This is a genomic window from Nocardia sp. NPDC051750 (assembly GCF_044453135.1).
In the GTDB taxonomy this organism is placed as follows: domain Bacteria; phylum Actinomycetota; class Actinomycetes; order Mycobacteriales; family Mycobacteriaceae; genus Nocardia.
Window position 1 is genome coordinate 487,041 of the sequence record NZ_JBITCK010000001.1, and the last position, 21,360, is coordinate 508,400.

A 21,360-nucleotide genomic window follows, 5' to 3' on the forward strand; every position below is an offset into this window, starting at 1 on the left:
CCGGCTCAGGACAGGTCGAGATGCCGGTTCATTGCCATCGCGGCCTCGGCGAGTTCCGGCAGTTCCAGTACCCGGACCCCGTGCTGCTCGAGTTTCTCCACACCCACACAGTTGACGACGAAGGTGGCGGGTTCGCGCCAGGCGATGACCACGGTCGGGATGCCGGCGGCGAGCACGCGATCCGTGCACGGCAGCCGGCTCTTGGTTGCGCGTTCCGAGCACGGTTCCAGGGTGCTGTACAGCGTGGCGTGGCGCAGCCGGGGATCCTGCGGATCGAGTTTGGCCAGGGCGGCTTCCTCGGCGTGATTCTTGGGGTCGGCCTCGCGGGAATAGCCGGTGGCGAGCTCGGTGCCGCCGGCGACGATCACCGCGCCCACCGAGAAGGCGCCCGGAGCGGGTGGGCTGCGCCGCGCCAGCTCGATCGCCCGGTTCATCCACTGGTGGTGGTCGGGTTCGGGCATCAGGACTCCTGGGGTCGATAACGCAACACTGCCACATCGCCGAGCTGGGTGACCTCGAGTAGTTCCATACGGTGGGTGGAGCCGCCGGGGAACCGGGCAGGGTGCAGGAAACGCGGTGCGTGCGGATCGCCCACCAGAGTGGGGCCGATCGCGAGGTGGAGTTCGTCGGCCAGCCCCCCGGCCAGGAACGCGGTATGGATCCGGCCGCCGCCCTCGACCATCAACCGGTCGATCCCGCGCGCGCCGAGGTCGTCGAGCAGCGCTCCGAAGTCGAGCTCGGTGCCCAGTGCGACGATCTCCGCGGGCGCTGTCAGCCGGTCGGCGAGCCGCCGGGCACCGGTTTCGGTGGTGTACACGAGCGGCGGATGTTCCTCGGTGCCGTGCTGCCAGAAACGGGCGTCCGGATCCAGCTCGCCGGCCGCGGTCACCGTCACCTTCCGCGGATACTCGGGCTGCCCGGCGGCGACCCGGTTCCGGCGGCGGTCCTCGCTCTTGACGATCAACCGCGGGTTGTCGCGCCGCACGGTCTCGGCGCCGACCAGAATCGCGTCCGACCGGGCGCGCAGTGCGTCGACCCGGTCGAAATCGGCCTCGTTCGACAGCAGGAGGCGCTCGGCGGCCGTGTCGTCGATATATCCGTCGACACTCACCGCGACCGACAGCAAGACGAAAGGCCTGCCCGCCATCAGGCTCCCGGCCCCAGTACCCGGCCCCGCGGGATCCCCAGCACCCGGGCTTCCGCGGCGGCGGCCGCGCCCGGGCCCGCGGCGGGATCACCGGCCACGGACACTGCTGCCGCCGCCTCCGCCGACTCCCCGGCATCGGGTTCCTCCGGCGGATACGGCGGGTCCAGCAGCACCGCCCGCTCCCCCGGACCCGCCGGGTCGGCGTGCAGCCAGACGAATTCCGCGCCCAGATCGATCGTGCGGGGCAGGGTCACCGCCAGTTCCGCCATATCCACCTGTGCGCATTCACTGGTGTCCATCCGGGCGAACGTCGCGCGCAGGCCGGGCCAGGCGTCGGCGAAACCGGCGTGCAGCGGAAACGCCGCCACCTCGTCCTCGGGGACCCAGGCCAGTTCGACGCTCTCCTTGTTGGGGCGGACGGGCAGCCGTTTGCCGGCATCGGCGATGACGGTGGTGTAGGTCCAGCCGCTGGGCGCGACGAATGTCACGCGTTCGGCCCGCACCTGGATATCGGCGGCCTTGATCCCGGCCTCCTCGTCCGCCTCGCGCACCGCGGTGTGTACGGCGGTCTCGTCGCTGTCCCGGGCACCGCCGGGCAATGCCCACGTTCCGCCCTGATGGCTCCACAGCGCCCGGTGCTGCAGCAATACGGCCGCGCCGCCGGTGCCGATCGGCGCCCGCAGCAGCAGCCCGGCCGCGCCGAATTTCCCCCAGTGCCGTACCCCACCAGGGCTGAAAGCCCACCCGTCTCCATCACCGCGCATCTCGCACCGTCCTCGTCGACCGTTCCACTCCATCCTGCCGTACCCGGCTGCCAGGATGGTCAGTGTGGCCGTCGAAGCGCGAGCATGCACAATACCGAATACGCTCATAACAGCGGTGTGAGCGATATCGCCCACACACCGCACAGCGATACAGCGCACACGGCGCCCAGAGTTGGAGGGTGGACATGACTCGGTCGGCGGTGGATCGGGTGGTCTCCGAACCCGAACCGGCCCAGCCGGAACCGGCACCCGCGCCCGCGCGGACCGGTCTTGCCCGGCCCCGGGTCGAATTGGCCTGGAAGTGGCTGGATCCTGCGCGGCTGCGCCTGTTCGCGCAATCCTCACCGGGCCGCCTGATAGGAATCGGGCTGCTACTCGTGGTGCTGTGCCTGGGATCCGGCGCGATCACGGCAGCCACCGTGCACGACCGGCAGCGCGACCTCGACGTCCTGCTGGCCGACACCGAACCCGACGCCCATGCCGCACACCGGCTCTACACCTCGCTCTCGGTCGCCGACGCCGCCGCGGCCACGGCCTTCATCTCCGGTGGCCTGGAACCGGAGCAGGTGCGTGACCGCTACAGCCAGGCGCTCGGCGAAGCGGGCGCCGAACTGGTGACACTGTCCGGCGACGACGCCGAGGACGACCGCCGGCGGATCGATATCGGTTCCGGGCTGCCGGTGTATGCGGGTCTGGTGGAGACCGCGCGGGCGAACAACCGGGTGGGGTATCCCATCGGCGCCGCGTATCTCAGCGAGGCGTCCCACGAGATGCAGAACGAACTGCTGCCGACGGCCGAACAGCTCTATATCCGGCGCGCGGACGCCGTGGACGGCGCTCAGGACCGGCATGTCCGGCCGCCCTGGCTCGCGATCCTGCCGCTGGTGGTGGCGCTGGGCGCGCTCGTCTGGGCGCAGCGCCTGCTGGCCCGGGTCTGGCATCGGACGTTCAACCCGGGTCTGCTCCTGGCCTCCGGCGCGGTGCTGATCCTGTTGCTGTGGACGGTGATCGCCGGATCGGTTTCGGCCGCGTCGATGTCCAGCGGCCGCTCCGACGGCACAGTTCCGGCCGCCCGGCTCACCGAGGGCCGGATCCTCGCGCAGCAGGCACGGTCCGCGGAAACCCTGAAACTGGTGCGGCGCGATACCACCGGTGATTACGATCGTGCCTTCGACGCGAACATCACCCGGCTCAACGAACTACTCGCCGGGCACAACGATCGCGCGACCACCGACGCCCGTGCCGCACTACTGCACTGGCTGGCGGCGCATCAGCGAATGAACGACACGCTGAACCGCGGGGAGTTCTCCCGGGCCGCTACGATCGCCACCGGGCCCGGCGCCGAGAACGCCACCGTCCACGTCGAAGCGCTGGACAACGCCTTGGGCGCCGGAATCACCGACACCCGGGAAACTCTGCGCAGCAATATTTTCCACAGCGCCCGGGTACTCGACTACCTGGCGCCCGGCGCAGTGATCCTCGGTATCGCGGCCGCGGCGTATATCTCTTTCGGAATTTGGCCGAGACTGCGGGAGTATCGATGAAACCTGCGCGCAACCCCGGCCGACCGGCGATCCGGCGCCGATCGGCCGCGACACGAACCGGGTCGCCGCGACCGACCGGCCGCTCCTGGCCGCTACGCGCCGGTATCGCCTGCACCGCACTGCTCCTTGCGGGCTGCGCCACCGGACCGGGCCCGCACAGCGATACAGCGCACGGCGACTACCGCGAGCCACCCCTGCCGGCGCAGGCGACCGTGATCGCCGCGGACGGTCCCGTGCAGGTGCCCGACGACCCGGACTGCGGCGATCCCACCGCGAGCCTGCGCCCCGCCGGACCGGCAGCTACCGGACCCGCGCTGAACCGCATCCGGGCCCGCGGCCGGCTGGTCGTCGGATTGGACACCGGCAGCAACCTGTTCAGCTTCCGCGACCCCGAAAGCGGTGTCATCGTCGGATTCGACGCCGATATCGCCCGTGAGGTGGCTCGCGACCTGTTCGGCGATCCCGACCGCATCGAATACCGCAGTCTCGGTTCGGAAGAGCGGGAGGCGGCGCTGATCGATCGCCGGGTCGATATGGTCGTCAAGACGATGACGATCACCTGCGCCCGGTTGCAGCGGGTCGCGTTCTCCACGGTGTACCTGCAGGCGCACCAGCGGGTGCTGGCCGTCCAGGACTCCGGAATCGAGAGCCTGAAAGACCTCGCGGGCAAACGAGTGTGCACGATCCGCAGCACCACCTCGCTGGAACACATCAGCCGGATCCAGCCCGACGCGTCCATCCTCACCGTGCCCACCTGGGCCGACTGCCTGGTGGTGCTGCAACAGCGCCAGGTGGACGCGGTCAGCACCGACGACGCGATCCTGGCCGGGCTCGCCGAGCAGGATCCGCACACCGAGCTGGTCGGTCCGAGTATCAGCGAGGAGCCCTACGGGATCGGCATCCCCAAGGACGATCAGGATCTCGTACGGTTCGTCAACGGCACACTCGACCGGATCCGTGCCGACGGGACCTGGAGCCGGCTCTACACCCAGTGGCTCGGTACTCTGGGGCCGACACCCGCACCGCCGCCGGCCGCCTATCGGGACTGATCAACGTGGCAACGGACGAGTCGGGCGATCGATCCGGGTCCACGGAGAGCCCGGAACCGCCGGAAACACAAGCACTCGGCACCACACCGCCGCCCGAGGAGTCCGATCCCCGCACGGCCGAACCGGGATCGAGTGAAGGATTCGAGGCGAGCGAGCGCGCCGGCGGTACCGGACTCGGCACCACAGCAGTCCCCGATACCGCGGCGGTTCCCGGCACCGCGGCCATCGACTTTGCCGCACCGTGGGCCGGAACCAGCCTGGCGTCCGGCCGGGTCAGCGGCAGTCAGCTGCGGACCGGACGCAGCACCCGGACCATGCGTTCCCGGCCGTCCGTGCGCACCCTCGTCGCCGGTCTGGTCGAGATCCCGCCCGTCGAACCCGCCGATCCGACCGCGGCCGTGCTGTCCGATCCGGTGGTGGCAGAGGGCAGGCGGTTCTGCTGGCGGTGCACGAAACCCGTCGGTCGGACAAGCCCGAGCGGGCCGGGGACCACCCGTGGCACCTGCGCGAATTGCGGGGCATCCTATGACTTCCGGCCGAGCCTGGACCCCGGCGATATGGTTGCCGGCCAGTACGAAATCCAGGGTTGTCTCGCGCACGGCGGCCTGGGCTGGATCTATCTGGCCATCGACCGTAATGTCAGCGACCGCTGGGTGGTGCTCAAGGGCCTGCTGCACGCGGAGGATATCGAGGCCCAGGCCGTGGCCGTGGCCGAACGCGAGTTCCTCGCCGAGGTCGCCCATCCGGGTATCGTCAAGATTCACAATTTCGTCGAGCATCGGGTGCCCGGCCGTGAGCCGATCGGGTTCATCGTCATGGAGTACGTGGGCGGCCGTTCGCTGCGCAGTATGCTCGACGACCATCCCCGCCCCGAGCGGATTCCGGTGGCGCAGGCGATCGCCTATGTGCTCGAGGTGCTGCCCGCCCTCGACTATCTGCACGCCACCGAGCTCACCTACAACGACCTCAAACCGGACAACATCATGATCACCGAGGACCAGGTCAAACTGCTCGACCTCGGCGCGGTGGCCCCGATCGAAGCCTATGGAAATCTGTACGGGACCAAGGGTTTCCAGGCTCCCGAGATAGCCCGCACCGGCCCCACCGTCGCCTCCGACATCTACACGGTGGGCCGGACACTCGCTGTGCTGACCCTCAATATTCCGACCGAGAACGGCGCCTACCGCGACGGCCTGCCGACGCCGGAGGACGAACCGGTCCTGGCGCAGTACGAATCGTTCCACCGCCTGCTGCTGTGTGCCACCGACCCCGAACCGGAGCGCCGATTCCTGTCGGCCGGCGCGATGGCCGACCAGCTGGCCGGAGTCCTGCGGGAGATTCTCGCGCTCGATACCGGAGCCGAACATCCGCACCGTTCGGTGGTGTTCGGTAAACAGCGCACCGCGTTCGGCACCGAACAACTGATCGGCCGGACCGACGCCTACGCCGACGGAGTCGACCACGACACCACGCTGGCCGCCGCCGATATCGCCGCCGCACTGCCGATTCCCCTGCCGTCACCGGCCGACCCGGCCGCCCGCCGGCTCTCGGACACACTGCAGGCAGACCCGGATCAGGCCCTGGCCGCGTTACACGAAGCACGCGAGGAACTGGCACGCGATCCCGCGGCGGCACCGGAGAATCTGGAACTGGAGCTGCGGCTGGCCGAAGCGCGGATCCTGCTGGACCTGGACCGGGTCGCCGACGCCACCGAACTGCTCGACGCCATCCCGCGGACGGGCCGGCACGAATGGCGGATCGACTGGTACACCGGACTGGCCGGGTTGCGCGAGAACGACTACGAGAAGGCCTACTCCGCCTTCGACGCCGTACTGCGTGTACTCCCGGGCGAGCTATCGCCCAAACTGGCCCTCGCCGCCACCGCCGAACTCGTTCTGCAGCACTGGCATCCGGACGAGACCAAGGCATGGCGGGCGTATGCCGAGAACTTTTACGCCACCACCTGGCGCACCGATCACGGCCTGGTCAGCGCGGCGTTCGGCCTGGCCCGGCTGCTATCGGCCACCGGTCGTTACGCGGAGGCGGTCGCCGCGCTGGACGAAGTACCCGCCTCCTCGCGCTATTTCACCACCGCGCGGATGACCGCGGTGCTGCTACTGCTCACCAGCGCGCCCGTCGGGGACCTGCCCGAACAGATCCTGCGGACGGCCGGTGCCCGGGTGGCGGCACTCCCCCCGCAGGAACGCCGGGCGGTGCAATTACGGGTCATCGTCCTCGGCAGCGCCCTGGCCTGGCTGCAAGCCGGTAACACCCCGGAGCAGCCACGCCCCCCGCTCATGGGTGTCGCGTTCACCGAGAACGCGCTGCGTGACAGCACGGAAAAGGATCTGCGCACGCTGGCCCGGATGGCCCCCGGCCGCGGCCACCGCTACGCACTCGTGGACCTGGCCAACTACATGCGCCCCACCACCTGGTTCTGAACGACCTCACCGTGGGGTGAGGTGCGCGAGCGTCGTGATGACGCGATCGGCGATATCCGGCGGCCAGGGGAACGACGGGGAGACCATGCGCTGGTGGGCGAGTCCGTGTAGGCCGAGCCATAACGCGACGGTGTCGGCCGGCACGTCGGTGCTGGTCGCGCAGCCCGCCTCGACACACTCCTCGAATGCCCCGATGAGCAGCACCAGGGTCTCCTCGCCCAGCGTGGCCATCTCGTTCTCGGTCACGGACGCTTTGCTCAGATCAGGTATCCAGACCCCGCCGAACATGGCCCGGTAGCGACCGGGCCGGGTTCGGGCGAATTCCAGATAGGCATCACAGAGGGCTCGCAGCCGCTCCCGGGGTGAATCGGCGGCGGCGTTCAGCGCTTCGCGCAACTGCTCGTCCAGTTCGTCGAAGGCATTGCGGACGACGGCGAGCATGATGGCGGGCTGGTCGGGGAAGTGGCGGTAGATCGAGGGCGCGGCGATCCCGGCCCGGCGCGCGACGGAGCGCAGGGTGATGGCGCTTTCCTCGCCGGTCTCGTCGAGCAGTTCGACCGCCGCCACCACGATTTCGTCGCGCAACCGGGCCCCCTCCCCGCGACGGTTGCGAGTACGGGTGGCTGTTGCTGTTTTTTCCTCGCCCATACCGTCACCTTACATAACAAAACTTACAGCTGTTACCTCTTGCGCAATTTCAACTAACGTGCGTAACCTTACGATTGTTAACGCAACTGAGCGGATCGGATCACCACCATGGGCAACAACACCGTCACCACCCGCGTCACCGAGATCGTCCTGCCGGGGAAAGTCGAACCGGACGGCCTCCGGGTCACCACTCGCGAACTGCCGGCGCCGGCCACCGGACAGGTCGTGCTGAGCCTCGACGCGACGGGTGTGTCGTTCGCCGAACAGCAGATGCGCCGCGGCAAGTACTTCGACCAGCCGCCGTTCCCCTTCGTGCCCGGCTACGACGTGGTCGGCACTGTCACCGCCACCGGCCCAGGGGTGGATACCGCCCTGATCGGCCGCCGATTCGCCGCGGTCACCAAAGTCGGCGCCTGGGCCAGCTCACTGCTGCTCGACGCCGCCGACCTGGTGGCCGTACCGGACGGCGTCACCGCGGCCGCCGCCGAAACCGTGGTGGTCAACGGCGTCACCGCGTGGCAGATGCTGCACCGCACCGCCGCGGTGCGCGCCGGCGGGACGATCGTGGTGCTGGGGGCCAACGGCGGCGTCGGGTCCACGCTCGTGCAACTGGCCCGCCAGAGCGGGATCACGGTGATCGGCACCGCCTCCCCGCGCCACCACGCGACCGTACGCAACCTGGGCGCGATCCCGGTCGACTACCGCGACCCGCAGATGTACCAGCGGATCGCCGACATCGCGCCGGACGGTGTAGACGCGGTATTCGACCACGTCGGTGGGGCCGGGCTGACGGACTCCTGGAAGCTGCTGCGCCGCGGCGGAACACTGGTGTCCTACGGCACCGCGGCCACCAAGGACGCCGACGGAAATTCCCGGCTGCCGGTGCTGAAACTGTTCGGTCAGCTGGCGATGTGGAACTACCTGCCCAACGGCAAGAGCGCACACTTCTACAACTTCTGGGCCGGTAAACGTCGTCTCGACACCTTCCGGAGCCGGCTGCGCGAGGACCTCACCCAGGTCCTGCGACTGCTGGCCGCCGACGTGATCACCCCGCAGATCGCCGCGGAATTCCCGCTGTCCGAGGCGGGTTCGGCACTGGCGCTGGCCGAATCACGCACGGTCGCCGGGAAGGTCGTCCTCGTGCCCGACGCGTGAATACAACCCCCGGATCTCTTTCCCCCACCGCCTCCCCCGCACCCACGTCCGCTGAATCCGCACCTCGAACTCGGAGACGAACAGTCATGACCACCACAACTTTCGCCACCCCGGCCACCGCCATTGCCCGCGCAGGCGACGTCGACAACCGCGCCACCTACATCAGCTTCGGACTCGCCTACATCATCGGACATGGCGCCGCCGCCATCTCCCAGGGCGACAACCCACTGGTCAGCCTGCCCGGATGGTTGCCGCTGACCCTGCTCGGTATCGGTCTCGCGATCGGCACCGTGTGTGCCACCGTCGCTGCGCTGCGCGCCCAGCGCGGTGCGAGCGAACCCGATGTGCTCAGCGGAAAACTCCTCGGCGCTTCCTGGGCAGTGGCTTTCATCGCCTTGTTCCTGGCGATCACCGGTCTCTCGTCGAGTCTGGCCGTGCCCGAACTACAAGCTGTACTGTGGCCCGCCGGATCCGGGCTGATCGTCGGCCTGATGTACCTCAGCGAAGGCGCCGCCCGCCGCAACGTCCTGCACTACAGCTTCGGCGCCTGGCTCGCCCTGGTGTCCACCGTCGCACTCTTCTTCAGCACGCCGGGTCTCTTCTGGGTCCTCGCCGTCGCCGGCGGCGGTGGCTACGCGATCGCCACCGTCCTCGAATTCCGCCGCCGCGCCCGCCGCTGACCGTCGACAACCGAAGACGAAAACAACAGGAGAATCGGATGATCTACCACTGCAACCGCATGAAACTCAGGAAAGACATCACCCACAGGAAGCCGGCCGTTCGGGACGTGCACGACCAGATCCGTGGCTGAACGGTGACAGTCACGCGAGAGACCGACGAGGCCGTGACAGTCCCGTCCGCGGGCCGCGGTAGGTCGCGCCCAGTGAGGGATTGGGCTCGTAGTGCGCCGCAGTCACGGCGACCGGATGCCGCGCAGCTGCGGCGCGGAAACGGTCGGCCGAGCCCGGGCGCGGCCGACCGTTCGGATTCAGTCCGACCAGACCGATTCGATCGACGTCGGCTCGGTCGGGGGTGGGGTCGGGGTGCCGCTGGGGGTTCGGGAGAAGCGCGGGGCCGGTGCGTGCTGGGTGACCTTCTCCAGTTCGATCAGCGAACCGCGGGCGGCGATATGGTCGTTCTCGCTCGCTTCCTCGAAGGTGAGGACGGGGGTGACGCAGGCGTCGGTGCCGGCGAAGATCTCGGCCCATTCGTCGCGGGTCTTGCTGCGGAACTTGTCGGTGAAGAGTTTCTTCAGCTCGTCCTGACCGGCGGGGTCGAGCTGGAACGGGAGCCCGTCGGGGTCGATTTCCAGACCGGCCAGCAGCTGCGCGTAGAACTGCGGTTCGATCGCGCCGACCGCCATGTACTTGCCGTCGGAAGTCTCGTAGGTGTCGTAGAACGACATACCGGTGTCGAGCAGGTTCGTGCCCCGCTCCGAGGACCAGGCGCCCATACCGCGGAAGCCCCAGATCATATGGGAGAGCGCCAGCGCACCGTCGACCATCGCGGCATCGATGACCTGGCCCTTACCCGAGTTCTGCCGTTCCACCAGGGCGGCGAGGATGCCGAAGACCAGGAACATGGACCCGCCGCCGAAATCGCCGACCATGTTCAGCGGGGGTATCGGACGCTCGCCCTTACGACCGATGGCGTTCAGCACACCGGTGAGGCTGATGTAGTTGATATCGTGCCCGGCCCGGTCGGACATCGGCCCGTGCTGACCCCAGCCGGTCATCCGCCCGTAGACCAGGCGCGGGTTGCGTTCCAGCGCGGTATCCGGTCCCAGCCCCATCCGTTCGGTGACCCCGGGCCGGAAACCTTCGATGAAGACGTCGGCCTTCTCCACCAGACCGAGCACTTTCTCGACATCGGCCGGATCTTTCAGGTTGGCCTCGACGACGGTGCGGCCGCGCAACTGCGGCCGGTCCACCCCGCCCGGCAGCGAACCGGCCCGCTGGACCCGCACCACATCGGCGCCGAGATCGGCGAGCAGCAATGCGGCATGCGGCCCCGGGCCGATACCGGCCAATTCGATCACGCGAATGCCCGCGAGCGGGCCCTGCTTGGCGGTGGATGGTGTACTCACGCCTTACCTCGGTTCGTCGTCGATCCAGTGTCCACCCGCGGCCGCCCGCGGGACATATTGACAGTATGACAACAGGGGCGCAACGTCACGGTCTCGGTTCGGACAATCCTGTTTCCGCAGCTGTCGGTGGGTGCGGGCACACTGTCGATATGCCCGGCTCCACCCTCGCCCCACTCGACGCGACAGATTTCGACACCGCGATCGGCCGCTGCGCCGTCGCGTGGCGCGGTGACGCGGTGGCCCGCTTCCACCTCCCCGGCCACGACCCGCTGACCACCCCGGTGGGACGCATGGGCGAGGACGCCCACTGGCTCCCCACTCCCACCACGGGCTCCCGCGGCGAGGTGATCACCCGGATCCGCGCCCACCTCGACGGCGACCTCGACGACCTCCGCTGGATCCCGATCGACCTCACCGAACTGCCGGAGTTCCACCGCGCCGTCTATACCGTCACCCGGGCCATCGACCCGGGTCGCACCCTCAGCTACGGCGAGGTCGCCGACCGCGCCGGCACCCCCGGCGCTGCCCAAGCCGTCGGCCAGGCCCTCGGCCGCAACCCGATTCCGCTCATCATCCCGTGTCACCGGGTCCTGGCCGCCGACCACGCCCTGCACGGTTTCTCCGCACCGGGCGGTATCGAAACCAAACAGCGCCTCCTGGCCATCGAACGCACCGCGGGCTTCGGCGAACCGACCCTTTTCTGATCCACAGCGATCCCGTCTGTACCGGCCGGACCGCTGCTGGGACGGCCCCGATCAGCCACAAATCTTTTTCCGGACCCGATCAGTGCTGGTCCGCGCGCCCCGGGAATCGAGACGAGAATGCGCTGGAGGGGTAGGGCGGACTTTGCGAGAGTAGGCCCATGCCGTCGTTCACGAACCTGCCGCCCGCGACCTTCGAGTCGTTCGACGGAACCATGATCTGCTACTACCGGGCCGGTGACGGATCGCCGGTGATCATGATTCACGGTTCCGGCGGCGGGCTGCATTCCTGGCAACCGGTGGCCGAACATCTGCCGGACCGCTTCGATCTGTGGTTGCCGGCCCGGCGCGGTTACGCACCGAGTGGGCCGGGGCACGCACCGAAACATTTCGCGGACGAGGTACGCGATCTGGGGATGATCATCGACATGATCGGCCGGCCGGCGCATCTGGTGGGCATGTCGTACGGCGCGACGGTAGCCCTGCACGCGGCAGCATCCGGGCTGCCGGTCCGCTCGCTGGCCCTGTGGGAACCCCCGCTGTACGCGGCCGGCACCGAGCTCGCGCCGGTACTGGCACGGTTCGAGCAGCTCACAGCGAACGGGGACCGCAACGAAGCCCAGCGATTGCTGGCCGAGAAGGTGGCCCGGGTACCCGCCGCGTTGCTCGAACAGTCGGCCGCGATCGACGCCGCCGCGGACACACCGGACGATTCCTACGGCTGGAGCCGAGATCTGGAATCGATGGCCGGTGACACCAGCTACCTGGACCGCTGGTCGTCGGTGACCACGCCGACGCTGCTCATGCACGGTTCGGACACCTGGCAACCGATGCCGGAAACCGTCGAACGACTCGCGGCGGTGATGCCCGACGCCCACCTCGAAACGCTCCCGGGGCAGATGCATTTCGCACCGTCCACCGCCCCTGCTGATGTTGCCCGTATCCTCGCGGACTTCCTCTACTGACACCCCTGCCCGGCCGCCGCTCAGACCGCCACCCGGTCGTACGCCGTGTGCGCACGCTGCGCCATCTCGGCGCCGATCTTGTGCCCCCGGGCGATCAATTGCCCATGGACGTGCGGATCCTTGGATTCGGTGTCGTAGAGGAATTCGATGGAGGAGTTGCCGATCTGTGAGTAGTCGGCGATACCGTGCATCGTCTGGGTCGTCAAAGCCGTCTTGTATCCGTGCCGGGCGAACGTACCTGCACCGAGACCGGCCAGTGCGACGAGATGAAGTTCCTGCACCGCGCTCGGGCTACCGTGCGAAACATCGTCGTAGGCCCCGAATACCCGGTCGAACCAGCCTTTGGCGAGTGCGGGCATGGACCACCAGTAGACGGGAAAGAGGACGACGGTCACCTCCGCCGATTCGAGTAGTTCCTGTTCACGCCGAACATCGGCAGGCAGTCCCGAAAGCCCTCGGTGGTGCGCCAGATCGGCCTTTCCGTAGACCGGATCGAACCCGGTCGACACCAGGTCGTGGGTCGTGGCGGCGGTGCTTCCGTCGGACCGGATGCCCTGCTCGAGAGCGCGCGCGATCGCCCAGGTAGCCGAGTCGTGGTCTGGATGCGCGACCACCAGCATCACCTTCGGTCGACTCTTCTCGTTCGTCATACCGGCGAAACTAAGCTATGACACTAACGTCAATGTCAAGGAGAGCAGCCGGGTGCTGATACGCGATTTGAGCCTTGCGACCGGGGCGACCCCGCGCATGCTCCGGCACTACGAGGGTGCCGGGATCCTCTCGCCCGAACGCGACGCCAACGGGTATCGGAAGTACCGACCCGAGGATGTCCTGATCGTGGACCACATACGCTGCTTGCTCGCCTCCGGTCTGTCACTGTCCGAAGCCTCCGAGATACTGCAGGTCGCCTGTATCGATCCCGCCGGCGCCTCCGATGCCGACCGGGAAGCCGCACTGGCACAGCTCGACGAGCGGACAAGCCGGTTGGACGCCGGAATTGCCCGGCTCCAGGCCGAGAAGGCCAATATTCTCGGCCTCCGCTCGAGCATCGAGGCGGCGGCCGGCCCCACCTCGGATTGATGCGGTAGCAGGCACGATCGACGGGCCCCGACCGCTGTGCTGGGTCGAGTACCGGCCGTGCCGTCAGGCCGGCTCCGAAGCCGATCCGAGCCGGGGAAAGGGCGACGTGGAGAACACGACCTCCACCGCCACCTCGAAGAACGCGGCGATCCGCAACGCCAGGTGGAGGCTGGGGCTGTATTCGCCGCGTTCGAGGTAACCCACCGTCTGATAGTGGACGCCCAGCGCCTCGGCCAGCTGCCGCCGCGAGATACCGCGCTCGGCGCGCAGCATCGCGATGCGGTTGTAGATGACCTCAGAAGGCACGCTGCATCGCCTTCTCCCGCCGGGCGGCCATACTCGACCCTGATTCGTGACGCGCCATGCGTCGCAACACTACCGGCGCGATCAGCAGGCCCGCGACGGCCCATACCCCCAGTACCGCGGCGGTTTCGAGGTGCCGCCAGGATTGGCCGATCTCGATGGTCACGGTCTCGGCGGGTAGCAGTGCCGAGCGCATACCCAGGCCCGCCCAGTACATCGGGAACGCCTGGGCGACGGCCTGCAACCAGCCCGGCAGCGCCGTGATCGGGTAGTAGATGCCGGAGATCGCGATGAGTCCCATCAGCGGCATCGTCAGCAGGAAGGTCGCGCGTGGACCTTCGAGCACTCCGCCCAGAAGCGCCCCGGCGGGCAGGGTCGCAAGCAGACCGAGCAGGATGACCCAGCCGAAGGCCAGCCAGTCGCCGGGGGTGTCCAGCGAGGACCCTCCGATGATCAGCATGCCGGCCGCGAACACGACGAGTACTTGTACGAGAACCGATCCGGCCGCGGTGGTCACCTTGCCGACGAAATAGCCGGTCATGCCGCTGGGTATCGCCTTGGCGCGCAGCAGGGTGCCGTCCTCGCGGTCGAGCACCAGCACATTGGTGATCGCGAACAGGCCGTTGAAGGCGATGACGCTGCCGAGCAGTCCCGGCAGTGCGAGTTCGGCGATCGACAGGCCGCTGTCCGAGTACTCCCGGTTGCGCAGCAGGTAGAGCGCGACGAGGGACAGTACGGGCGTCATGAACTGGCCGATGATATCGGGGGCGCTGACGTACATCTGCCGCAGTTCGATCCAAGCGCGGGCGAAACCGGCGCGCACGGCGGTGGCGGTGGGATTCATCGGGTGACCTCCGCGAGAGTGTGCACCGCTGCCCCGGGCTCCCCGGATTCGTGGCGGCGGACGAGAGTCATATAGGTGTCTTCCAGCGACGCCCGGCGGACCTCGAGGTCACCGATCCGGTCGCCGTGCTGTTTGAACAGTTCGTGCACGAATTTCGTGGACTCCGTGGTGGTGTGCACGAAACGCTGATCCTCGACGGTCCAGCGCACCTCCGCTTCCCCGGCGATACTGCGCGACAGTTCGTCGGCCGACCCGTCGGCGATGATGCGCCCACCGGCCAGGATCAGGATCCGGTCGGCGAGCTTCTCCGCCTCGTCCAGGTCATGGGTGGTGAGCAGCACCGTGGTGTCCTCGAGGTCGGCCAGGCGGTGCACGAGGTCGTGGAAATCGCGCCGGGCCGCGGGATCGAAACCGGCGGTGGGTTCGTCCATGAACAGCACCTCCGGCCGGCCGACGATCCCGATCGCCACATCGAGCCGCCGGCGCTGACCACCCGACAGTGTGGAGATCTTGGCACCCGCCTGCTCGGTGAGCCCGACCAGCTCGATGAGTTCGCCGGTGTCCCAAGGCTTTCGGGTCCGCTCGTCGGAGTAGGGACGGTAGAAGGTGCCGAGATGGCCGAGCAGGTCCCGCACCCGCCATTTGGCGTGGTCACGCCAGGACTGCAGCACCACACCGATCCGGGCCCGCCAGGCCTCGTCGCCGTGTGCCGGGTCGACACCCAGCACGCTCACCGCACCCGCCGAGCGCGTGCGGAACCCCTCCAGAATCTCGATGGTGGTGGTCTTACCCGCCCCGTTCGGCCCGAGCATCACCAAGACCTCCCCGCGCCGCGCCTGGAAGGCCACATCCCGCAGTACCTCGATGGTGTCGTAGCGCATTCGCAGCGCCGCGACATCGAGTACTACGCCGTCACCCGAAGCCATGAGACCTCCCAATCGTCTAACTCCCACATTTCGTAGCATACGTACTACATATCGATGCGGCAATACTCCATGGCCCAGGGGAGTTCGGCTAAGGACGTAGCCCGGCGAAATCAGCTCACGCGCAGACCGAGTCGTGTTTGCGCACGAATTCCAGGAATCGGGGAACGACGCGATCCGGAATCCCCCACAGGAGTTCGTGACCGGCACCGGGATAGATCTCTACCTCGGCCGAGGCGACATGGTCACGCACCCGGCGCGCGCCGGCCTCGGGATCGTTGATCACGGTCTCGGCGCCGTAGAGCACCAGCATCGGCGCGGTGATCGCGGCGAGCTGTTCATCGGTGAGCGGGCGATCCCAGGGCATGGCGGACCGGAACTTCATGCCCGCCACCATCATTTCCCACTCTTCGCCAGTGTGCTCGACCCCCGGAGTCAGCCACTGATTGAACTTCCGCATCCCCTCAGGACTCGGCCGCATACCCATACCGAAGAACTTGAGCAGCACTCGCAACGGCGGTTTGGTGAATGTCGCGGCACTGGGTTCGAACATGGTCAGGCTCGCCAGCCGCTCCGGGTGATGAACACCGACCTGCGAGGCCAGCCAGGAGCCCATCGATCCACCGGCCAGGTGCACGCGATCCAGCCCGAGACCATCGAACACCTCGACCATCCACTCCGCGATATCGGCACCGTCGCGGACAGGCGCGGTCTGCACCGAGCGACCCGGCCAGCCGATGACATCGGGCGCGTAGACAGCGCGGTCACGCGCGAACTCCGCAACGAACGGACGCCACAGCAGACCGTTCCCGGAGAGCCCGGGCAGCAGCAGGATCGGCGCCCCGCCCCCGCTCCCGGACTTGCGCACCCGAGTGACCCCGAATGACGTCTCGATATCCGAGTCGACCGACGAAACCGGCCACTGCGCAGCCACGGCGTCGTAGTGACGCAAATAGGCGGTCTTCGCTTCCGCACTGGTGAAACGCCCGAGCTTCGGCATGATGATCCTCTCCCGTTTTGATGGTACGAGCATATCATCTAAGCGGTATGCCTATACCATCAAAATCTCGGACGTTCGAGAGGAGAGGCGGGCACGTGCCACGATTGGTCGACCACGAAGTACGGCGCAAGCAGATCACCAGCGCGACGCGCCGCGTCATCACGGCAAGCGGCCTCGAAGCCGTGACCTTCCAGACGGTGGCCGCCGAAGCCGGATTCTCGGTGCGGCTGGTGCAGTACTACTTCGGAACCAAACAGGAATTCCTACTCGCCACCCACCGCTCGGTCATGGAGGACGCCGGCGCCCGCTTCGCCCGGCGCTGGTCCGACCTGGGCGAGGACGCCGAACCCCGCGAGGCCGTGAAAGCCGTACTGACCGAACTACTCCCACTGGACGACCAGCGCCGCGAGGAAGCCATCGTCCTCGGCGCCTTCGCCGCGGCCGCGATCACCGGTCAGGGGATCACCACCGAAGAAACACTGGCGGCCCCACGCGCCCTGGTCACCCTGGTTGCTCATCAACTCGCCCGAGCCGAGCCGTCACTCCCCAGCCGGACAAACCACGAACTCGACGCCGAACTCATCCTGGTGGCGGCGGGCGGAATCACCCAGGGCATGATCCAGGGTCACTACACCGCAAAGTCCGCGACCGCCCTCGTCGACCATCTCCTCGACCGCGTCCTCGGACCCGATACCCGCACCTGAACCGAGCCACGCGGTCCCATGGACCGGGTCGAGGACACCGTTCTCGGCTTGCCGCCATATCTGCCGGGTAGTCCGCGCTTCGAGCCCCTGCTGACAACAGCCGACCCACGCCCCACCCTGCATCGTTACCTCGATATCTACTGCGAGGCAGCCGAACTGGACCGAGAACGTGCCCGCCGCTGGACCCAGGCCGGCGCCGTCCGGGAGGCACTTCTGGCGCGACATAGCCGCGAACCCGCCCGGCTCGTCCGTGCGTTCGACACCCTCACGGTAGCGCTCGCATAGGCGGAACCGGGCGACACACGGCCGGTCGATGGGTCAGACGGTGAGGATCGTTTTCCCCAGCGCCGTGCGCTCCTCGAAGGCACGGTGCGCGGTGGGGGCTTCGGCCAGCGGGAGAACCGTTCCCACCACCGGCGTGATCTCACCACGCACCGTCAATTCCTCGGCGCGCCCGATGTACTCGGCCCATCGCTCCGGGCGGTAGCCCAGGCTGAACGGGATCAGCGATGCCCCTACCGGCAGCAGCAGATCCGAGCCGATTTCGACCGGCGCTCCGCTCGCGGTACCGAAAACCACCATTCGCGCTCCGGGTTCGGTGAGCAGGCTGTAGGCCTCGCGGGCGGTCGGCCCGCCGACGGTTTCGAATACGACCGATACCGGGCCGGCTTCTTCGGTCCAGCCGGGTCGTGTGTAGTCCACAGTTGTGTCGGCGCCCAGGTCGGCGGCCAACGCGCGTTTGGCGTCTCCGCTGGCCCCGGCGACCACCCGGGCTCCCGCCCGTTTGGCCAGCTGCACCAGCAGCGTTCCGATACCGCCGCCCGCGGCCTCGACCAGCACCGTATCGGCCGGGCCGAGTTCGGCCACCTCGGCCAGACCCACGGCCGTCGCACCTTGGCCGAGCAGCGCCAGCGCCTGATGCTCCCCGAGTCGTTCATCGAGCGGCCGGGCATTCGCGGCAGGCACGACCACGAGTTCGGCGTAGCTGCCGGAGCCCACGGTCGCGACTACGCGCTCACCGATCCGGCTCGTCTCGACCCCGGCACCGACCGCGGTCACCGTTCCGGCCACCTCGATTCCCGGCGTATGCGGTAGCGGTAGGCCGAGCGGGTCCGGAAGGGCACCGGCACGCACCTGGACCTCGAAGTAGTTCACGCCGGTGGCCACGGTCCGGACGAGCAGTTCGCCGGCACCCGGTACCGGATCGTCGACTTCTTCGATTCGCAGCACTTCCGGGGGCCCGTACTCGTGATAGCGAACGGCACGCATAACTCCACCTCTCGTTCCGGACTATCAGTCCGTTTACCGCCCGCTATCATACGGACCAACAGTCCGCTTATGTCAACAGGAGGCTCCCGATGCGCGCCGACGCCGAACGCAACCGCGCCGCGATCCTCGCCGTGGCCGGGCGCCTGATCTGCGACGACAAACTCGCCAACGTCTCCATGGACGAGATCGCGGCGGCCGCCGGAGTCGGCAAGGGCACGCTGTTCCGTCGGTTCACCGACCGCGAAGGCCTGATCCGTGCGCTGTTCGACGACCGGACCCAGCGCGCGTGGACCGTGGCGCGCGACCAGGCGGCAGATACGACAGTTCCGGTGAGCGAACGAATACTGGCCTACGTAGCTGCGGTTTTCGACCTCACCGCCGTCGAACTGCAACCACTCACCCGCGCCATGCCCGACGGGTGCAACTCCGACACCTGGGCGCCCTGGCGTAATCAGCTCACCGAACTCATCGCCCAGCTCGACCCCGATGCCGACGCGGAATTCCTGACCCTGGCCCTGTTCTCGAGCATGCGCCCGGACCTCACGGACTTCGTCGGTACCCAGCGCCACCGCGCCGGCGTCCTGGACCTCACCGCACGCGTGCTCGGACTCGACCCGCCGGGATAGAGATGCGGCATACCCTGGCCAGACAGTGGGTGTTGACAGGTGTTTGCGGCCATGGAGGGGAGATGGAGCCAGGAACAGGCGCAATCCTGCGGGCAGCGCGGCAATCGTCCGGTATCTCGCTGCGTGAACTCGGCCGCCGGACTCGCTACCCTTCTGGATCGGCTTCGTGGCGATGAGCGTGATCAGTATCTGCGCGTGGCGGCACGTCCGGCGCTGAGGACCGGCTGATTCACCCGCGTACCGGTGGCAAGCCGAGACGTTCAACGTCCGGTGGACCGTATCGGGTTCGGCGGACGGGTACTGGCGTGGGCAGAGGTGGTCGGCTGGTGATCCGGCGGTTCGGTTGCGGGGACGGTGAGAGTGCGGCCGTGGGGAGCGCCTTCCACGGCGACCGTATAGACGCGGGCGATATCGGCCACCGGGGTGCCGGCAGCTGGATCCAGGCCCAGGCCGAGGAGGGTTTCGCGGACCCAGCCGGGGCTGACGGTATTCAGGCGGATTCCGCGCGGCATCTCGGTCGCCGCGGCCTGCACGAACGCCTCCAGACCTGCGTTGACCAGGTAGCCGAGGGAGCTCCCCGGGACGGGTTCGGCGAACCGGCCGCTGGTGAGCGTGACGGATCCACCGTCCCGGACATGGACGAGCGCGTGCCGGACCAGATTCACCTGCCCGACGAGTTTTCCGTCGAGACCGCTCCAGAATTCTTTGTCCGACAAGGCATTCAGTGGTGTCAGGCCGCCGCTCGCGGCACAGCACACCACCGCGTCCACGGTTCCGACCTCCGCGAACAGGGCGTCCATCGTCGCTGTGTCAGCCATATCCACCCGCACCGGTCCACGGCGGGAGGCACGCACTACCTCATGGCGTGCCGCCAACCCATCGGCGACGGCACTGCCGATGGTCCCGGTCGCGCCGATCACCAGAATCTTCATCACGTGTCCTTTTCTTCCGGTCCAGCTCGTTGCGGAAACCAGCCTGCGACGATGACCGTCCCGGGCCCAGCCCTCTGCCGGATGTACACCTGTGGTGACTACATCCGGCAGGTGCAGGCTCGGCGGCCACGGATACGCGACACTGGTACGCATGAGCACACGTCCGGAGCTCGGTGAGTTCCTGCGATCGAGGCGGGCACGGCTCCGGCCGGACGACGCCGGGCTTCCCGCGTACGGGGGCCGGCGCCGGGTACCCGGCCTGCGCCGAGAAGAGCTGGCTCAGCTCGCCGGAGTCAGCGCCGGCTACTACACCCGTCTCGAACAGGGACAGAGCCCCAATGCCTCGGACGCCGTTCTCGACGCCGTAGCCCGCGTCCTGCGTTTGGACGAGGCCGAGCGGGCGCACCTGTATTCGCTGGCCCGGCCGGCGTCGCGCAATGGCCGCCGGACCGGCGAACCCGAGCAGGTGCGGCCCGGTGTGCGACTGATGATCGAGTCGTTCGGGGACGTGCCCGCCCTGGTCATGGGGCGCTTCGCCGACGTCCTGGCGTGGAATCCGATGGCCCACGCACTACTGGCCGGGCATCTCGACTTCGACGCCCCGAACCGCCCCGGCGACCGGCCCAACATCGCTCGTATGGTGTTCCTCGACCCCCATACACGTGACCTCTATGACGACTGGCCCCGCAAGGCCCGGTCCACCGTCGCCGACCTGCGATTGATCGCCGGGCAACATCCCGAGGCCCCCACGCTGAACAACCTGATCGGCGAACTGACTCTCGGCAGCCGGGAGTTCGCGAAACTCTGGGCCGCGCACACAGTGGGCGACTGCGGTGGCGCCGAGCGGACCTACCGCCATCCCCTCGTCGGCACCATGGCGCTCCTGACCGAGTTCATGACCCTGCCGAACGACGAGGGACAACGCGTGGCGGTGTTCAATGCCGAGCCGGGCTCACCCTCCGAAGCCGCCCTGCGCATGCTCGCCGAACTGACCACCACCACTCCTGCTCCACCGTCGACCAGGATCTCGCAGTCCACACCGAGTATCTGACCGCATTCGCCGTGCCGGCGAACGACCACCCGGCGTCTGCGAACCAAGCGGTGCGCATACCGCCTGTCCGCCGACGGCCGGACTACCAGCGGGTGAACCGCTCGCGAAGACCGTGCTCAGGGGTTTCC

Annotated in this window: 24 protein-coding genes; 12 read left to right on the forward strand and 12 right to left on the reverse strand. The window is 68.1% G+C overall.

The genetic code is table 11. The annotated features are described in order from the left end of the window. Positions 1 to 5: 5 nt before the first annotated feature. The 3 genes from ACIA75_RS02065 to ACIA75_RS02075 are packed head-to-tail and all read right to left on the reverse strand — an operon-like array spanning position 6 to position 1,911. Entirely contained in the window at positions 6 to 461 is a 456-nt protein-coding gene (locus ACIA75_RS02065; protein ID WP_397098933.1) for a deaminase, read from the reverse strand. Continuing rightward, on the reverse strand, positions 461 to 1,147 hold the full coding sequence (locus ACIA75_RS02070) for a RibD family protein (protein WP_397098935.1): 687 nt from the start codon (positions 1,145 to 1,147) through the stop codon (positions 461 to 463). Before ACIA75_RS02070 ends, ACIA75_RS02065 begins: the two co-directional genes overlap by 1 nt. Next, positions 1,147 to 1,911: an NUDIX hydrolase gene (locus ACIA75_RS02075; RefSeq protein ID WP_397098937.1), complete on the reverse strand. Its 765-nt coding sequence runs from the start codon at positions 1,909 to 1,911 to the stop codon at positions 1,147 to 1,149. The genes ACIA75_RS02070 and ACIA75_RS02075 overlap by 1 nt, the downstream gene beginning before the upstream one ends. A 185-nt stretch (positions 1,912 to 2,096) precedes the next feature. On the opposite strand from ACIA75_RS02075, the gene ACIA75_RS02080 reads away from it, so the two are divergent. Genes ACIA75_RS02080 through ACIA75_RS02090 form a run of 3 tightly spaced genes read left to right on the forward strand, consistent with a single transcriptional unit; the run spans position 2,097 to position 6,945 of the window. After that, positions 2,097 to 3,455 (forward strand): hypothetical protein, encoded by a 1,359-nt coding sequence (locus ACIA75_RS02080; protein WP_397100845.1) that lies wholly within the window; start codon positions 2,097 to 2,099, stop codon positions 3,453 to 3,455. Then, positions 3,452 to 4,504 (forward strand): glutamate ABC transporter substrate-binding protein, encoded by a 1,053-nt coding sequence (locus ACIA75_RS02085; protein WP_397098939.1) that lies wholly within the window; start codon positions 3,452 to 3,454, stop codon positions 4,502 to 4,504. The genes ACIA75_RS02080 and ACIA75_RS02085 overlap by 4 nt, the downstream gene beginning before the upstream one ends. A 5-nt stretch (positions 4,505 to 4,509) precedes the next feature. Next, entirely contained in the window at positions 4,510 to 6,945 is a 2,436-nt protein-coding gene (locus ACIA75_RS02090) for a tetratricopeptide repeat protein (RefSeq protein ID WP_397098942.1), read from the forward strand. Between the two features lie 6 nt (positions 6,946 to 6,951). Here ACIA75_RS02090 and ACIA75_RS02095 read toward each other — a convergent pair whose 3' ends face one another. Further along, entirely contained in the window at positions 6,952 to 7,593 is a 642-nt protein-coding gene (locus tag ACIA75_RS02095; RefSeq protein ID WP_397098944.1) for a TetR/AcrR family transcriptional regulator, read from the reverse strand. A gap of 108 nt (positions 7,594 to 7,701) precedes the next feature. Here ACIA75_RS02095 and ACIA75_RS02100 point away from each other — a divergent pair, with 108 nt between their 5' ends. Together ACIA75_RS02100 and ACIA75_RS02105 are read left to right on the forward strand one after the other, a co-directional pair. Further along, on the forward strand, positions 7,702 to 8,748 hold the full coding sequence (locus ACIA75_RS02100) for a medium chain dehydrogenase/reductase family protein (protein WP_397098946.1): 1,047 nt from the start codon (positions 7,702 to 7,704) through the stop codon (positions 8,746 to 8,748). 86 nt (positions 8,749 to 8,834) lie between these two features. Then, positions 8,835 to 9,428: an ABC transporter permease gene (locus ACIA75_RS02105; RefSeq protein WP_397098948.1), complete on the forward strand. Its 594-nt coding sequence runs from the start codon at positions 8,835 to 8,837 to the stop codon at positions 9,426 to 9,428. 308 nt (positions 9,429 to 9,736) lie between these two features. Here the strand turns inward: ACIA75_RS02105 and ACIA75_RS02110 are convergent, their stop codons facing one another. Then, the gene (locus tag ACIA75_RS02110; protein WP_397098950.1) at positions 9,737 to 10,834 is read right to left on the reverse strand and encodes a CaiB/BaiF CoA transferase family protein; all 1,098 of its coding nucleotides are present in this window, start codon (positions 10,832 to 10,834) and stop codon (positions 9,737 to 9,739) included. Between the two features lie 149 nt (positions 10,835 to 10,983). On the opposite strand from ACIA75_RS02110, the gene ACIA75_RS02115 reads away from it, so the two are divergent. Together ACIA75_RS02115 and ACIA75_RS02120 are read left to right on the forward strand one after the other, a co-directional pair. Further along, positions 10,984 to 11,538 carry a methylated-DNA--[protein]-cysteine S-methyltransferase gene (locus ACIA75_RS02115; RefSeq protein WP_397098952.1) on the forward strand — a complete coding sequence of 185 codons (555 nt, stop codon included), beginning with the start codon at positions 10,984 to 10,986 and terminating at the stop codon, positions 11,536 to 11,538. 158 nt (positions 11,539 to 11,696) lie between these two features. After that, positions 11,697 to 12,500 carry an alpha/beta fold hydrolase gene (locus ACIA75_RS02120; protein ID WP_397098954.1) on the forward strand — a complete coding sequence of 268 codons (804 nt, stop codon included), beginning with the start codon at positions 11,697 to 11,699 and terminating at the stop codon, positions 12,498 to 12,500. Positions 12,501 to 12,520: 20 nt separating this feature from the next. Here ACIA75_RS02120 and ACIA75_RS02125 read toward each other — a convergent pair whose 3' ends face one another. Next, on the reverse strand, positions 12,521 to 13,150 hold the full coding sequence (locus ACIA75_RS02125; RefSeq protein WP_397098956.1) for an NAD(P)H-dependent oxidoreductase: 630 nt from the start codon (positions 13,148 to 13,150) through the stop codon (positions 12,521 to 12,523). 52 nt (positions 13,151 to 13,202) lie between these two features. Here ACIA75_RS02125 and ACIA75_RS02130 point away from each other — a divergent pair, with 52 nt between their 5' ends. Further along, on the forward strand, positions 13,203 to 13,580 hold the full coding sequence (locus ACIA75_RS02130; protein ID WP_397098958.1) for a MerR family transcriptional regulator: 378 nt from the start codon (positions 13,203 to 13,205) through the stop codon (positions 13,578 to 13,580). Between the two features lie 63 nt (positions 13,581 to 13,643). Here ACIA75_RS02130 and ACIA75_RS02135 read toward each other — a convergent pair whose 3' ends face one another. From ACIA75_RS02135 to ACIA75_RS02150, 4 genes are all read right to left on the reverse strand, one after another. Further along, positions 13,644 to 13,886, reverse strand: a complete 243-nt coding sequence (locus tag ACIA75_RS02135; RefSeq protein ID WP_397098960.1) for a helix-turn-helix transcriptional regulator — start codon at positions 13,884 to 13,886, stop codon at positions 13,644 to 13,646. Further along, complete coding sequence (locus tag ACIA75_RS02140) at positions 13,876 to 14,727, reverse strand: ABC transporter permease (protein WP_397098962.1); 852 nt, start codon at positions 14,725 to 14,727, stop codon at positions 13,876 to 13,878. Before ACIA75_RS02140 ends, ACIA75_RS02135 begins: the two co-directional genes overlap by 11 nt. Beyond that, positions 14,724 to 15,653, reverse strand: a complete 930-nt coding sequence (locus tag ACIA75_RS02145) for an ABC transporter ATP-binding protein (RefSeq protein WP_397098964.1) — start codon at positions 15,651 to 15,653, stop codon at positions 14,724 to 14,726. Before ACIA75_RS02145 ends, ACIA75_RS02140 begins: the two co-directional genes overlap by 4 nt. A gap of 115 nt (positions 15,654 to 15,768) precedes the next feature. Beyond that, positions 15,769 to 16,650, reverse strand: a complete 882-nt coding sequence (locus ACIA75_RS02150; protein ID WP_397098966.1) for an alpha/beta fold hydrolase — start codon at positions 16,648 to 16,650, stop codon at positions 15,769 to 15,771. Positions 16,651 to 16,745: 95 nt separating this feature from the next. Between ACIA75_RS02150 and ACIA75_RS02155 the strand changes: the two genes are divergently transcribed. Then, positions 16,746 to 17,354 (forward strand): TetR/AcrR family transcriptional regulator, encoded by a 609-nt coding sequence (locus ACIA75_RS02155; RefSeq protein ID WP_397098968.1) that lies wholly within the window; start codon positions 16,746 to 16,748, stop codon positions 17,352 to 17,354. A gap of 18 nt (positions 17,355 to 17,372) precedes the next feature. Continuing rightward, positions 17,373 to 17,639 carry a hypothetical protein gene (locus tag ACIA75_RS02160; RefSeq protein WP_397098970.1) on the forward strand — a complete coding sequence of 89 codons (267 nt, stop codon included), beginning with the start codon at positions 17,373 to 17,375 and terminating at the stop codon, positions 17,637 to 17,639. A gap of 33 nt (positions 17,640 to 17,672) precedes the next feature. Here ACIA75_RS02160 and ACIA75_RS02165 read toward each other — a convergent pair whose 3' ends face one another. Then, the gene (locus ACIA75_RS02165; protein ID WP_397098972.1) at positions 17,673 to 18,623 is read right to left on the reverse strand and encodes a zinc-binding alcohol dehydrogenase family protein; all 951 of its coding nucleotides are present in this window, start codon (positions 18,621 to 18,623) and stop codon (positions 17,673 to 17,675) included. A gap of 89 nt (positions 18,624 to 18,712) precedes the next feature. Between ACIA75_RS02165 and ACIA75_RS02170 the strand changes: the two genes are divergently transcribed. After that, a complete protein-coding gene (locus tag ACIA75_RS02170; RefSeq protein ID WP_397098974.1) occupies positions 18,713 to 19,249 on the forward strand; it encodes a TetR/AcrR family transcriptional regulator in 537 nt (178 codons plus the stop codon). Between the two features lie 260 nt (positions 19,250 to 19,509). Here the strand turns inward: ACIA75_RS02170 and ACIA75_RS02175 are convergent, their stop codons facing one another. Continuing rightward, entirely contained in the window at positions 19,510 to 20,181 is a 672-nt protein-coding gene (locus tag ACIA75_RS02175) for a short chain dehydrogenase (RefSeq protein ID WP_397098976.1), read from the reverse strand. A 151-nt stretch (positions 20,182 to 20,332) separates the two neighbouring features. Between ACIA75_RS02175 and ACIA75_RS02180 the strand changes: the two genes are divergently transcribed. Continuing rightward, positions 20,333 to 21,232, forward strand: a complete 900-nt coding sequence (locus ACIA75_RS02180) for a helix-turn-helix transcriptional regulator (protein ID WP_397098978.1) — start codon at positions 20,333 to 20,335, stop codon at positions 21,230 to 21,232. The last annotated feature ends 128 nt before the right edge of the window (positions 21,233 to 21,360 follow it).